Source organism: Rhodoferax sp. (assembly GCF_028689305.1).
GTDB lineage: Bacteria > Pseudomonadota > Gammaproteobacteria > Burkholderiales > Burkholderiaceae_C > Rhodoferax.
The window spans coordinates 1-13,287 of the sequence record NZ_JAQTWM010000092.1; the positions used below are offsets into that span (position 1 = coordinate 1).

The 13,287-nt window shown below is 58.6% G+C and carries 14 protein-coding genes; 10 read left to right on the top strand and 4 right to left on the bottom strand.

The features are described from left to right. On the top strand, nt 1-304 hold a 304-nt coding region (locus PHW99_RS15415), incomplete at its 5' end, for a hypothetical protein (RefSeq protein WP_300179490.1). Between the two features lie 84 nt (nt 305-388). Next, nucleotides 389-865 carry a hypothetical protein gene (locus tag PHW99_RS15420; protein WP_300179493.1) on the top strand — a complete coding sequence of 159 codons (477 nt, stop codon included), beginning with the start codon at nt 389-391 and terminating at the stop codon, nt 863-865. A 128-nt stretch (nt 866-993) separates the two neighbouring features. Here PHW99_RS15420 and PHW99_RS15425 read toward each other — a convergent pair whose 3' ends face one another. From PHW99_RS15425 to PHW99_RS15440, 4 genes are read right to left on the bottom strand one after another with little or no spacing between them, the layout of a single operon-like run. Continuing rightward, nucleotides 994-4,461 (bottom strand): DEAD/DEAH box helicase, encoded by a 3,468-nt coding sequence (locus tag PHW99_RS15425; protein WP_300179496.1) that lies wholly within the window; start codon nt 4,459-4,461, stop codon nt 994-996. Nucleotides 4,462-4,518: 57 nt separating this feature from the next. Beyond that, complete coding sequence (lipA, locus tag PHW99_RS15430; RefSeq protein ID WP_300179499.1) at nt 4,519-5,529, bottom strand: lipoyl synthase; 1,011 nt, start codon at nt 5,527-5,529, stop codon at nt 4,519-4,521. 20 nt (nt 5,530-5,549) lie between these two features. After that, nucleotides 5,550-6,188, bottom strand: coding sequence for a lipoyl(octanoyl) transferase LipB (lipB, locus tag PHW99_RS15435; protein WP_300179532.1), 639 nt, complete (start codon nt 6,186-6,188; stop codon nt 5,550-5,552). Between the two features lie 59 nt (nt 6,189-6,247). Continuing rightward, entirely contained in the window at nt 6,248-6,544 is a 297-nt protein-coding gene (locus PHW99_RS15440; protein ID WP_300179502.1) for a DUF493 family protein, read from the bottom strand. A gap of 94 nt (nt 6,545-6,638) precedes the next feature. Here PHW99_RS15440 and PHW99_RS15445 point away from each other — a divergent pair, with 94 nt between their 5' ends. The 8 genes from PHW99_RS15445 to atpD form a co-directional block, all read left to right on the top strand. After that, on the top strand, nt 6,639-7,145 hold the full coding sequence (locus tag PHW99_RS15445; RefSeq protein ID WP_300179505.1) for an ATP synthase subunit I: 507 nt from the start codon (nt 6,639-6,641) through the stop codon (nt 7,143-7,145). Nucleotides 7,146-7,163: 18 nt separating this feature from the next. Continuing rightward, nucleotides 7,164-8,054, top strand: a complete 891-nt coding sequence (gene atpB / locus PHW99_RS15450; RefSeq protein ID WP_300179508.1) for a F0F1 ATP synthase subunit A — start codon at nt 7,164-7,166, stop codon at nt 8,052-8,054. A gap of 56 nt (nt 8,055-8,110) precedes the next feature. Then, entirely contained in the window at nt 8,111-8,359 is a 249-nt protein-coding gene (gene atpE / locus PHW99_RS15455) for a F0F1 ATP synthase subunit C (protein WP_078365220.1), read from the top strand. A gap of 36 nt (nt 8,360-8,395) precedes the next feature. Further along, nucleotides 8,396-8,866 carry a F0F1 ATP synthase subunit B gene (locus tag PHW99_RS15460; RefSeq protein ID WP_300179517.1) on the top strand — a complete coding sequence of 157 codons (471 nt, stop codon included), beginning with the start codon at nt 8,396-8,398 and terminating at the stop codon, nt 8,864-8,866. A 9-nt stretch (nt 8,867-8,875) separates the two neighbouring features. After that, nucleotides 8,876-9,406, top strand: coding sequence for a F0F1 ATP synthase subunit delta (locus PHW99_RS15465; protein ID WP_300179520.1), 531 nt, complete (start codon nt 8,876-8,878; stop codon nt 9,404-9,406). 49 nt (nt 9,407-9,455) lie between these two features. Beyond that, nucleotides 9,456-11,009 (top strand): F0F1 ATP synthase subunit alpha, encoded by a 1,554-nt coding sequence (gene atpA / locus PHW99_RS15470; RefSeq protein WP_300179523.1) that lies wholly within the window; start codon nt 9,456-9,458, stop codon nt 11,007-11,009. Nucleotides 11,010-11,040: 31 nt separating this feature from the next. Then, a complete protein-coding gene (atpG, locus tag PHW99_RS15475; RefSeq protein WP_300179526.1) occupies nt 11,041-11,937 on the top strand; it encodes a F0F1 ATP synthase subunit gamma in 897 nt (298 codons plus the stop codon). 49 nt (nt 11,938-11,986) lie between these two features. Beyond that, the coding region (gene atpD, locus PHW99_RS15480) for a F0F1 ATP synthase subunit beta (protein ID WP_300179529.1) at nt 11,987-13,287 on the top strand (1,301 nt) is incomplete at its 3' end.

Here is a 13,287-nt window from a genome sequence, read left to right on the forward strand (position 1 = left end):
CGAAGATTTTGCAAACAGTGCCGCTGTTCGCCTCGTTGCCTCTCAGCTCGTAGAACATGCACAGTACAAGGGGCTGTATTCGCTTCCTAGGCCGCTTGCCGCCAAGCTGCCTTCTGGTCTTCATGTTGAAGTAACCTGTGAGCGTGTCGCAACCGGACACCTTCATGTTGGCATTTCCCACGATGGCGCTTTGGTGTCAGCCGGCAAATACACAGGACCCTTCACCATCCGAATCTCTCCAGCCGGGCATCAGTCGTACATTCTTGACGTCAAAGACGTTCATGCTGTCGCAACAGGGGCCTAATTCAGGCGTTCGGCGTCACCAGCGATTCAGCACGCTTGGGATGGGGAAGTTCCTTTCATTCGTTCAGCGGAAAATGTAAGAAAAATGCGGCTCTTAGGGTATGAGATCAAAAAGGAATCACAAGCAAGCTTTTGCCGAGCAGGTGTTGGCTTTTATTTGGAAGAAATGATTTTTGTCGGAACATTGGGCGGTCATCGAGAGGTTGGATCGGTACGGCGGCCATTTCCGCTGGATGCATTGGAGTTAGGAAAGCTCGTTGAAAAAGCACTTGCCAGTTACAACCCGATTGCACCACCGTATTCAAAATCTGATAACAAATCGGTTTGGCCAAGCTATCAGGCAAGTGGCTTGAAGACAATGAACGCTTTTGAACGGGGTTTGATCGATGTGGATGTCAACGCAACTATCCAGGAAATTGTTCTAAGCGGCACATTTAGAAATAACCAGGACATCGCGGCCACCATGCGTCTTCCTAGAGTCACCGGCCCGGCGGAGTTGGGTCTTGCGCTGCACCGAGTCCGCAAGGCCATGCTGGCCATGAGAGCGGCAAACGTCGTCTAACACCCGCGTGTACCGGAACGCTTGCGTTGCTATCGCGCCTGACCGGTCACCACTTCACCCTAGGCGGGCCATCGGTATTGACAAGACTTTTACCCCTCCAGCCCGGATAAAACGGACATAAATAGCTATCAAACCGATAGCGGTTTGAGCAGCTCCGCCAGATCACTTTCGCTGAACAGCGGCTGTTTGCGCCCGACCGAGCCGCTGTACATGCTCTCGGCCAGGGCGGCTTTGCGCTCTTGCAGGGCCAGGATGCGTTCTTCGATCGTGCCTTGGGCCACCAGCTTCACCACCCACACGCTTTGGGTCTGGCCGATGCGGTGGGCACGGTCGGTGGCCTGGGTTTCCACCGCCGGGTTCCACCAGGGATCAAAATGGATCACGGTGTCGGCTTGCGGCAGGTTCAGGCCCACGCCACCGGCTTTCAGGCTGATCAAAAACAGCGGCACTTGCCCGCTGGTGAATTGGTGGATGAGTTCTTCGCGCTTCTGGCTTTGGCCGGTGAGTTTGACCCAGGCGATGGCGCGCTTTTTCAGCTCGGCTTCGATCAGCGTGAGCATGCTGGTGAACTGTGAGAACAGCAAAATGCGCCGGCCCTCGGCCAGCATTTCGGGCAGCAGCTCCATCAACTGGTCGAGCTTGGCCGAGGTCTTGACCTTCTTGGCGGCATCAAGCTTGAGCAGGTGCGGGTCGCAGCAGACCTGGCGCAGCTTGAGCAGCGCGTCCAGGATGGTGATTTGTGACTTGGCCAGGCCTTTGCTGGCCAGCGCCTCGCGCACGGTTTTTTCCATGCCTAAGCGAATGGTTTCGTACAGGTCGGCCTGTTTGCCTTCGAGCTCGACGCGCATCACGGTTTCCACCTTGGGCGGCAGCTCGTGCGCCACCAGCGCCTTGGTACGGCGGAGCATGAAAGGGGTGACGCGGGCGCGCAGTTGGCGCAGGCTTTCCGGGTCGCCCTGTTTCTCGATGGGGTGACGAAACAGCTCGGCAAAGCGTTTCTGGCTGCCCAGAAAGCCGGGCATCAAAAAGTGGAACAGGCTCCAGATTTCACCCAGGTGATTTTCCATCGGCGTGCCTGAGAGGCACAGGCGGTGGCGGGTGTTGAGCTCGCTGACCACTTGCGCGGCGTGGGTGGCGGCGTTTTTGATGTTTTGCGCCTCGTCCAGCACCACCAGGTGCCATTGGGCCTGCAGCCAGCGTTCGCGGTCGCGGTGCAGCAGCGAGTAGGGCGCGATGACGATATCGTGCTGGCTCATGGTTTCGGCGACTTCGTGGCGGTCTTTGCCGTGGATCACCAGGCAACGCAGCTCCGGGCAGAAACGCTCGGCCTCTTTGCGCCAGTTGCCCATCAGGCTGACCGGCGCAATGATCAGCGCCGGGTGGGTCAGGCGGCCAGCGTCTTTTTCGATCTGGATGTGGGCCAGGGTTTGCAGGGTTTTGCCCAGGCCCATGTCGTCGGCCAGGATGCCGGCCAGACCGTATTCGCGCAGGAACTGCAGCCAGTTCACGCCCTGCTGCTGGTAGGGGCGCAAGGACGCGTGGACGCTTTTGGGCAGCGGCACGTCGGGCAGTTCGGCTTTGCCGCTCAGGCGCTGCACCATCTCGCGCAGCTGTTGCGCACCGTCCCAGGCGACGCCTTCGCCCAGGCTGGCGGTGGTGCGCATGGCATCCAGGCGCGAGAGTTTCAGGCTGTCGCCGGTGAAGTCATGGTCGTCGCCCACCAGCTCCAGCAGCGCGCTCAGCCAGGGTTTGAGGTTGTCGGTGGGCAGGCGGATGAAGCCGCCACTGGGCTGGGGCAGGTAGACAAAGGGCGGGATGTCGGGCAGGCCGGTGTCGGGGTGACGCGTGCTTTTGGCGGCGATGGCGATCAGCTCGGGCAGCAGGGGCAGGATGTTGTGGCGCTCGCCGTTGATTTCCATGCCCAGGGACAGGTCGAACCAGGGCGAGGTGGCCTCGTCGTCACCCTGGGCTTGCAGGTTCACGTGCAGGGCTTCACCATGCTGGATCCAGCCTTTGAGTGTGTCGTCCAGCGTCAGCGCAAAGCCGGCCTCGCGCAGCGGGGCGTAGTCGTTATCGGCCCACTGAAGCCAGGGCTGTTGGGGCGCGTCGCCCGGGAGGCCAAATACGCCATGGCCGTGGGTGTTCAGCCCCAGTTCCATCAGGGCCGTGACGGCTTCCAGTTCGGCTTGCGGGTCGCGTTGCAGCATCAGACGCCCCTGTGGGCTGTCGATCAGCACCGTGGTGCCCTGGCCGACCCACCAGCCACGGTGGCCGGCGTAGTCAAAGCGCAGGGTGGCGCGCATCAGCCCGTCCTGCGGCACATCAGCCGGTGGCACGGGGGTCAGGTGCAGGCAGGCTTTGGGGCTGATGCCGCTGAGGGTGGGCCAATGCGCCAGCACCGGCGGCAGCGGTACCGGGCCGAGTTGCGCCACCAGTTCGGACTGGTGCCTTTGCAGCGCCTCGGGCTTGAGCGGCGGGGTTTTCAGCAGCACGGCAACCTGACCCGCTCGCATGCCCTGCAGGTCCACCAGGCCGCAACGGCCGTGCTGGCTGTCCAGATACAGCACCGGGTGGTTCAGGCACAAGCTGGCTTGGCTGTCACTGAGTCTGGGGCGCAGCGCCCAGCCGGCGCCAGCCTGGATGGAGGGACCCGCTTCGTACCAGTCCCAGGTCAGCGTGACTGGCGGTGCCCATTGCACCGGAACGCCTGGCTGGTTGGCCGTGACGGCGACAAACAGCCGGCCGGTGCCGGCGGCGGTCTGCAGGATCTGCACACCGTACTTGCCCTCCAGCACCACCTTGTTGCGCACGTTGTAGCTGTAATAGGACAGGCCGGCGCTGCCGGGCATGGCGCGCATGAGTTGCAGCACATCGTGGTCGGCTTCACTGGCCTGGTCAAAAATCGGCTGGCCGCGCTCGGGCTGGAACTTCAGGGACTTGGCCCGCGCCCAGCCGCCGGTGACCTTGGGGTAGGAGGTGACCACTTCCAGGCAGAGTTGCGGCTTGGGTCCTTGCGGGTTGAGGATGGACAGCAGGTACAGAAACTGTTCGGGCCGTACCACCGGCGCTCCGCGGTGGGCCGGGGTGGACAGGGGCGCCTCGGTTTTGCCACTGGTACGGGCCAGCTCGGCGAGCCAGCGGACCAGCTGCTGGTCGGCCAGGTGGTCCTCAAAGGCCTGCTGGCGGGTCAGCTCGGCCTGGTTCTGCGCCGCCGCTTGTTCGGGGGTGAGTGGCTGCGTTGGTGCCGTGCCGTCGGTCAGTGTTGGCAGATGCTGGCTTTGGTAGGCTGCCTTGATCAGCAGGGCCAGGCCGTGTTTGCATTGGTAGCCCACCGGGCAGGTGCAGTCGCTGTCCCATTCCAGCACCTGGCCCTGGGCGCCGCGTTTGATTTCAACTTCGACGTTGTAGGGCTGGCGCTGGCTGCCTTGCACCCGGCCTTCCAGCAGCCAGTGGTGTTTGATCGGCGAGATGGCCAGTTCCAGCACCTTCTGGCTGCGGTAGAGCTCCAGCGCACGGGCATACGTGCTGGGGTTGGTGCGCCGGACCACGGTGGCCAGGTCCAGCCAGAGCCCGTTATGTGGGCTTGTTTCAGGCATCAAATCGACCTCTAGCCCGGATATAGATTGCTCTTATAGCTACAAATTAAATAGCAATCAGAGTTGCGGTGTCGCCAAGGCATGCCCGGCCTGAACGTCGGCGTGGTAGCTGCTGCGCACCATGGCACCCACCGCCGCGTGGCTGAACCCCATCTCGTAGGCTTTGGCCTCGAACATTTTGAAGGTGTCGGGGTGCACGTAGCGTTTGACCGTCAGGTGGGCGGTGCTGGGCGCGAGGTATTGGCCGATGGTCAGCATGTTGATGCCGTGCTCACGCATGTCTTGCATGGTTTGCAGGATTTCGTCGTCGGTTTCACCTAAGCCCACCATCAAGCCGCTTTTGGTCGGCACGTCGGGGTGCAGGGCCTTGAATTTTTTCAGCAGGTTCAGGCTGAACTGGTAGTCGCTGCCGGGGCGCGCTTCTTTGTACAGTCTTGGAACAGTTTCCAGGTTGTGGTTCATCACGTCGGGCGGGGCGGCTTTGAAAATCTCCAGCGCACGGTCGTCACGGCCCCGGAAGTCGGGCACCAGCACTTCGATCCGGGTTTGCTGGGATTGGTCGCGGATGGCCTGGATGCAGGCGACAAAGTGCCCGGCACCGCCGTCGCGCAGGTCGTCACGGTCGACGCTGGTGATCACCACGTATTTGAGTTTGAGCTGGGCAATGGTGTGGGCCAGGCTGGTGGGTTCGTTGGCATCCAGCGGGTCGGGGCGGCCATGGCCGACATCGCAAAACGGGCAGCGCCGGGTGCATTTGTCGCCCATGATCATGAAGGTGGCGGTGCCTTTGCCAAAGCATTCACCAATGTTGGGGCAGCTGGCTTCTTCACACACGGTGACGAGTTTGTTGGCGCGCAAGGTGTCCTTGATCTCGTAAAAGCGGGTGCTGGGGCTGCCGGCCTTGACGCGAATCCACTCGGGCTTGCGCAAAATTTCGCCGGGCTGCACCTTGATCGGGATGCGTGACAGTTTGGCGGCGGCCTTTTGTTTGGCCAAGGGGTTGTAGTCTTCTTGAGACTGGGCTTGGTGCACCGTCGGGTTGACGGTGGTGGTGGGGTTTTGGCTCATGGGAGGGGTCCAGTGCGGTGTCAGGGGGTAAGGTAGGTGGCGAGTTTTTGACTCAGCACCTGGGCGACCTCGTCCCAGCTTGCAGAAACGCCGATTGTAAAAAGGTCGACCGTCTGCAGCCCGTTGTAGCCGCAGGGATTGATACGCGAGTAGGGTTCCAGGTCCATCGCCACGTTCAGCGCCACGCCGTGGTAGGTGCAGTTGCGGCTGACCTTGAGGCCGAGTGCGCCGATTTTGCCCAGACCGGTGAAATCGGGGTTGCCAGCATGCGCGGCAGACGATTTGCTGGGGCGCTGCGGCAGCAGGGTGTGTGAGCTCGGGTCATCCAGGCGCACGTAAATACCGGGCGCGCCAGCGACCCGGTGGCCGGTGATGCCAAAGTGCATCAGGGTGCGGATCACCGCTTCTTCAATGCGGTAGACGTATTCCTTGACGAAATAACCCGCCCGCTTGAGGTCCAGCAGCGGGTAGGCCACCACTTGCCCGGGGCCGTGGTAGGTGACTTGCCCGCCCCGGTTGGTCTGGATCACCGGGATCTGGCCGGGGTTGAAGATGTGTTCCGCTTTGCCGGCCAGTCCCTGGGTGTAGACCGGGTGGTGTTCACACATCCATAGTTCGTCAGGTGTGCTGTCGGTGCGCCCGGCGGTGAAGGCCTGCATGGCGGCGTAAGTTGGCAGGTAGTCGACGCGGCCCAGCCATTGGGTGGTGGTTGGCACGGTTACAGGACCACCTTGACCAGAGGGTGGGTCGACAGCGTGCGATACAGCTCGTCAAGATGCTGGCGGCTGGTGGTGGTGATGGTGATGGTCACACCCAGATAGTTCCCCGCTTTGCTGGGGCGCAACTCGATGGTATCGGTGTCAAAGGCGGGGTCGAACTGCCGGGCGATGTGGGTGATGGCTGATACCAGCTCATCTGTTTTGGCGCCCATCACCTTGATGGGAAACTGGCAGGGGTAGCTGATCAAGGAGGTGCTGGCGGCATCGGCAGCAGGGGAGGAGGAGGGCTTGCTCATGGTATCAGGGCGGTAGGCTCTATTTTCTACTGGTTTCTACGTATAATGGGAGGCTAACCTGACGAGGCTCGGCTGTAAAGTAAGCGTAATGTGAATGGGGACAATAGCACCTTCGGGAGATCAGGATTCGGCTTTTGATAACGAATCCTCTGATTTTGTTCCCTTGACGCCAGAGCAGGTTCAGGCCGTCAAGGCGGCCAATCCGGCCACATCGCCCTGGTGGGTGGTGGCGGGTCAAGTGCTGGTAGGTGTGTTGGTGAGTGGTTTGGCTTGGTTCTTTTTTGGTGAGCGGGTGGCCAAATCGGTGGTTTGTGGTGTGTTGGCGGTGGTGGTTCCGGCGGCGCTGTTTGCGCGGGGGTTGACCAGTCAGTTCGCCACAGCCAACACGGGGGCTGCTGTGATGAGCTTCTTTGTGTGGGAGCTGGTCAAGATAATAGTGACGGTGGGCATCATGTTTGCAGCCCATCGTCTGGTGACGGGTTTGAGCTGGCCAGCCATGCTGGTGGGTTTGATTGTCACCATCAAGGTGTACTGGCTGGCGCTGGCGTTCAAACGCCGGGCGAAGTCGGTGCAGGTAATTAACGCCTTACGGCAAAAGTAACTGATCAAAGAGTGACTGATGGCTACTGAAGAACACGCTGTGCAACACGGTCCTACCGCTGGTGAATACATTGGTCACCATCTGACGCATTTCCAGACCGGCAAGCAGTCGGGTGTGATTGATATGTCTGTCTTCAATATGGATTCGATCTTCTGGTCGGTCTTGTTGGGGGTGGTGGGTCTGTTTGTGATGTGGCGGGTGGCTAAAAGTGTGACCGCGGGTGTGCCGGGGCGTATGCAGGCCGCGGTTGAAATCCTGCTGGAAATGGTGGATACCCAGGCCAAAGGCATCATTCATAACGCCGAGTCGCGCAAGTTTGTCGGTCCGCTGGCGCTGACAGTGTTTGTCTGGGTGTTTCTGATGAACTCCATGGACTTCTTGCCGGTGGATCTGATTCCGTTGATCTGGGAAATGATTTACGGTGCGGCCGGCCACGATCCACACCATGCCTACATGCGTGTGGTGCCGACAGCAGACTTGTCCACCACGCTGGCCATGTCGTCTTCGGTGTTGTTGGTTTGTCTCTATTACAACGTCAAGATCAAGGGTGCTGGCGGTTGGGCGCATGAGTTGGTGACCGCGCCTTTCGGCACCAGCAAAAACCCTCTGTTTGCATTGATTTTGGGTGTTTTGAACTTCGGCATGCAGATGATTGAGTTCACCGCCAAGACCGTGTCGCACGGCATGCGGTTGTTTGGCAATATGTATGCGGGTGAGTTGGTGTTCATGCTGATCGCGCTCATGGGGGCGGTTGGCTTTGGTTCGGCGACGGGTGTTGTCCTGTGGCTGGGGCATGTGTTGGCGGGGACCGGCTGGGCTATCTTCCACATCCTGATCGTGGCCTTGCAAGCCTTTATTTTCATGATGTTGACCTTGGTGTATGTGGGCCAGGCGCACGACCACCACTAAAATTTTTGTCAGTAGTTTTTTCTTTCTTTTCAACTTAAATCCATAGGAGTTCTTAAATGGAAAACGTTCTCGGTTTTGTGGCATTGGCCGCTGGTTTGATCATTGGTCTGGGTGCTATCGGTGCTTGTATCGGTATTGGCATCATGGGCAGCAAATACCTTGAGGCTGCTGCCCGTCAGCCCGAGCTGATGAATGAACTGCAAACCAAGATGTTCCTGTTGGCTGGTCTGATCGATGCTGCTTTCCTGATTGGTGTTGGTATCGCGATGATGTTTGCGTTTGCTAACCCGTTCGTGCTGAAGTAATTCCATTCGCCTTTCACTGAATAGAGAGGTGTTGTTGTGAGTATTAACGCAACATTCTTCGCGCAATTGGCGGTGTTTTTCCTGTTGGTGATCTTTACGATGAAATTCGTATGGCCACCCATTGCGAAGGCGCTGGATGATCGCGCACAGAAAATCGCAGACGGCTTGGCTGCTGCCGACAAGGCCAAATCCGAACTTTCATCCGCCAACAAGCGGGTCGAAGAAGAATTGGCCAAATCGCGCACCGAGACCGCAGGCCGTTTGGCTGATGCCGAACGCCGTGCCTTGACCATCATTGAAGAAGCCAAGGCCAAAGCCTCGGAAGAAGCCAGCAAGATTGTGGCTGCTGCCAAGGCGGAAGCTGACCAGCAGACCATCAAGGCCCGTGAGTCTCTGCGCGAGCAGGTTGCGGCGCTGGCAGTCAAGGGCGCCGAGCAGATCCTGCGCAAGGAAGTCAACGCTGGCGTCCATGCTGACCTGTTGAATCGTTTGAAGACCGAGCTTTAAGAGAACAACATGGCTGAACTTGCCACTATTGCCCGTCCTTACGCCGAAGCCTTGTTCAAGGCCAGTGCGTCTGACGCCAAGGCTGTGCTTGGCTGGCTCGATGAGCTGGCTGCTGTTGCGGCGCAACCTCAGCTGCTGCAGTTTGCGGACAGCCCGAAAACCACGGCAGACCAGGTGTATGGCGTGATTTCTGGCGTCATGAAGACTGCACTCGATGCTCATGGTCAGAACTTTTTGCGCACGGTGATTGCCAACAACCGGTTGGCATTTTTGTCCGAAATTGCCAGCCAGTTTCGTGCATTGGTCAATGCTCAAAGCGGTTCGTGTGATGCTGTGGTTTACAGCGCTTTTCCGATCGACGGTGCCGCCTTGGCTGAAACTGCCAAGGTGCTGGAGCAGCGTTTTGGACGCAAGCTCAATGTGTCGGTTGAGTTGCAACCCGAGCTCATTGGGGGCATCAGGGTGGTCATAGGTGACGAAGTTCTTGACACATCTGTCAAGGCCCGTTTGGAACAAATGAAAGTGGCTTTGACGGCTTGAGGCTTTTGCCGCAATCCGTTGGCCTATTTAATGAAAGAAGGAAAGAGTCATGCAACTCAATCCCGCAGAAATTTCTGAACTGATCAAGAGCCGTATTGAAGGCTTGTCCGCCAACGCAGACATCCGCAATCAGGGCACGGTCGTGTCGGTGACCGATGGCATTTGCCGCGTTCACGGCCTGTCCGAAGTGATGCAAGGTGAAATGTTGGAATTTCCGGCCGGCTCCGATGGCCAACCCACCTTCGGTCTGGCGCTGAACCTTGAGCGCGACTCGGTGGGTGCCGTGATTTTGGGTGAATACGAGCACATTTCCGAAGGAAATACGGTCAAGTGCACCGGTCGCATTCTGGAAGTGCCGGTTGGCCCCGAGCTCAAAGGCCGCGTGGTCAACGCGTTGGGTCAGCCGATCGACGGCAAGGGCCCCATCAACGCCAAGATGACCGACGTGATCGAAAAGGTTGCACCTGGTGTGATCGCTCGCCAATCGGTGGATCAACCCATGCAGACCGGCCTGAAGTCCATCGACTCGATGGTGCCAGTGGGCCGTGGTCAGCGTGAGTTGATCATTGGTGACCGCCAAACGGGTAAGACGGCTGTCGCGATCGACGCCATCATCAACCAGAAGGGTCAGAACATGACCTGCGTTTATGTCGCGATCGGCCAGAAGGCTTCCAGCGTCAAGAACGTGGTGCGTGCGCTGGAGCAAGCAGGCGCTCTGGAATACACCATTGTGGTGGCCGCTACTGCTTCCGAGTCGGCAGCCATGCAATATGTGGCAGCCTACTCGGGTTGTACCATGGGTGAGTACTTCCGTGATCGTGGTGAAGATGCCCTGATCGTGTACGACGATCTGTCCAAGCAAGCTGTTGCTTATCGTCAGGTGTCGTTGCTGTTGCGCCGTCCTCCGGGCCGTGAAGCGTATCCAGGTGACGTGTTCTATCTGCACAGCCGTTTGCTGGAGCGTGCGGCCCGTGTCAATGCCGACTACGTGGAAGCATTCACCAAGGGTGAAGTGAAGGGCAAGACCGGCTCCTTGACAGCGCTGCCGATCATCGAAACACAAGCCGGTGACGTGTCGGCCTTCGTGCCGACCAACGTGATTTCCATCACCGATGGTCAGATCTTCCTGGAAACCAACTTGTTCAACGCTGGTATCCGTCCTGCGATCAACGCCGGTATCTCGGTGTCTCGCGTCGGCGGTGCTGCTCAGACCAAGTTGATCAAGAACCTGTCGGGTGGTATCCGTACCGACTTGGCCCAGTATCGTGAATTGGCCGCTTTTGCCCAGTTTGCTTCCGATCTGGACGAAGCAACCCGCAAGCAGCTCGACCGTGGTGCACGCGTGACTGAATTGCTCAAGCAAGCCCAGTACAGCCCGCTGTCGATTTCACTCATGGCTGCGTCGTTGTTCGCGGTCAACAAGGGTTTCCTGGATGATGTCGCCATCAACAAGGTGCTGGCATTTGAGCATGGCCTGTTTGCTTATCTGAAAGACAAGAATGCAGCGCTGCTGGCCAAGCTGGAAGCCAATCGCGCCATGGACAAGGATGCCGAGGCTGAGTTGACCACCGCCATTGCTGCCTTCAAGAAGTCGTTTGCCTAAAGTCACCTCGCAACTAGACTAGGAGACTGATATGGCAACTGGCAAGGAAATACGCGGCAAGATCAAAAACTTCGAAAGTACGAAGAAGATCACCAAGGCCATGGAGATGATTTCCGTCTCCAAAATGCGTAAGGCACAGGACCGTATGCGTGCAGCCCGCCCGTATACGGAAAAAGTGCGCAACATTGCTGCTCATCTGGGACAGGCCAACCCTGAATACGTTCATGCCTTCATGAAACCCAACGACGCCAAAGTGGTTGGCATGATTGTGGTCACGACGGACAAGGGCCTGTGTGGCGGTCTCAACACCAATGTATTGCGCGGTGTGACCAACAAGCTGCGCGAAGTGCAGTCGGCTGGCATGACGACCCAGACAGTGGCCATTGGCAACAAAGGGTTGGGTTTTCTCAACCGTATTGGTGCCAAGGTGGTTGCGCATGTCACCCAGCTGGGTGACCGTCCGCACCTTGAGCGACTGATTGGCCCGGTCAAAGTGTTGCTCGATGCCTATGCCAAAGGTGAAATCAGCGCGGTTTACCTGTCGTACACCCGCTTCATCAACACGATGAAGCAGGAAGTCGTCATGGAGCAGCTGCTGCCTCTGTCAGCGGTTGATCTCAATGAGCAGGCCCGGGCCAGTGAAGCGGCTTCCGGCACCAAGCATGGCTGGGACTACATCTATGAGCCCGATGCGCAGTCTGTGATTGACGACCTGATCGTCCGTTACGTTGAAGCTTTGGTGTTTCAGGCGGTGGCCGAAAACATGGCCTCTGAACATGCCGCGCGCATGGTTGCCATGAAAGCGGCAACGGACAACGCCGGTAACGTGATTGGTGAACTCAAGCTGGTTTACAACAAGACCCGCCAGGCCGCCATCACCAAAGAGTTGTCGGAGATCGTCTCTGGCGCCGCCGCGATTGCTGCCTGATCAACCTCTGGCGAATTAGCAAGATTCAAATTTATTGGAGCAAAACCAAATGGCTCAAGATACTCAAACGAACGCTGGCGTTCAAGGCAAGATTGTTCAGTGCATTGGCGCTGTGGTCGACGTGGAGTTTCCACGCGATCATATGCCTAGCATTTATGATGCCCTCAAACTCGAAGGCTCCAGCCTGACGCTGGAAGTGCAGCAGCAACTCGGTGACGGCATCGTTCGTACCATTGCGTTGGGTTCCAGCGACGGCTTGCGCCGTGGTCTGATGGTGTCCAACACGGGTAGTCCGATTTCGGTGCCGGTCGGTACGGCCACACTCGGTCGCATCATGGACGTGCTGGGCCGGCCGATTGACGAGCGTGGTCCAGTCAATTCGGACAAGTTGTCATCGATCCACCGCAAGGCGCCCACCTACGACGAACTCAGTCCTTCGCAAGAGTTGCTGGAAACCGGCATCAAGGTGATTGACCTGGTTTGCCCGTTCGCCAAGGGTGGCAAGGTGGGTCTGTTCGGCGGTGCCGGTGTGGGCAAGACCGTGAACATGATGGAGTTGATCAACAACATCGCCAAGGCACACAGCGGTCTGTCCGTGTTTGCCGGTGTGGGGGAGCGTACCCGTGAAGGGAATGACTTCTACCACGAGATGGCTGATTCCGGTGTGGTGAACCTGGAAAAACTCGAAGAATCCAAGGTGTCCATGGTTTACGGCCAGATGAATGAGCCTCCGGGCAACCGTCTGCGCGTGGCCTTGACCGGCCTGACCATTGCTGAATCGTTCCGTGATGAAGGCCGTGACGTGTTGTTCTTCGTGGACAACATCTACCGTTACACCCTGGCCGGTACCGAAGTGTCTGCTTTGCTGGGTCGTATGCCGTCTGCCGTGGGTTACCAGCCGACGCTGGCCGAAGAAATGGGTCGTCTGCAAGAGCGGATCACTTCCACCAAGGTGGGTTCCATCACCTCCATCCAGGCCGTGTACGTGCCAGCTGACGACTTGACTGACCCGTCTCCGGCAACCACCTTTGCCCACCTGGATTCCACCGTGGTGTTGTCGCGTGACATTGCGTCGCTGGGTATTTATCCCGCGGTGGACCCGCTGGACTCCACCAGCCGTCAGCTTGACCCCAATGTGGTGGGTCTGGATCACTACGAAACGGCCCGTGCCGTGCAAGGTACTTTGCAGCGCTACAAGGAATTGCGCGACATCATCGCGATTCTGGGGATGGACGAGTTGGCACCTGAAGACAAGCTGACCGTGGCTCGCGCCCGTAAGATTCAGCGTTTCCTGTCTCAACCCTTCCATGTGGCCGAAGTGTTTACCGGTTCTCCCGGCAAGTACGTGTC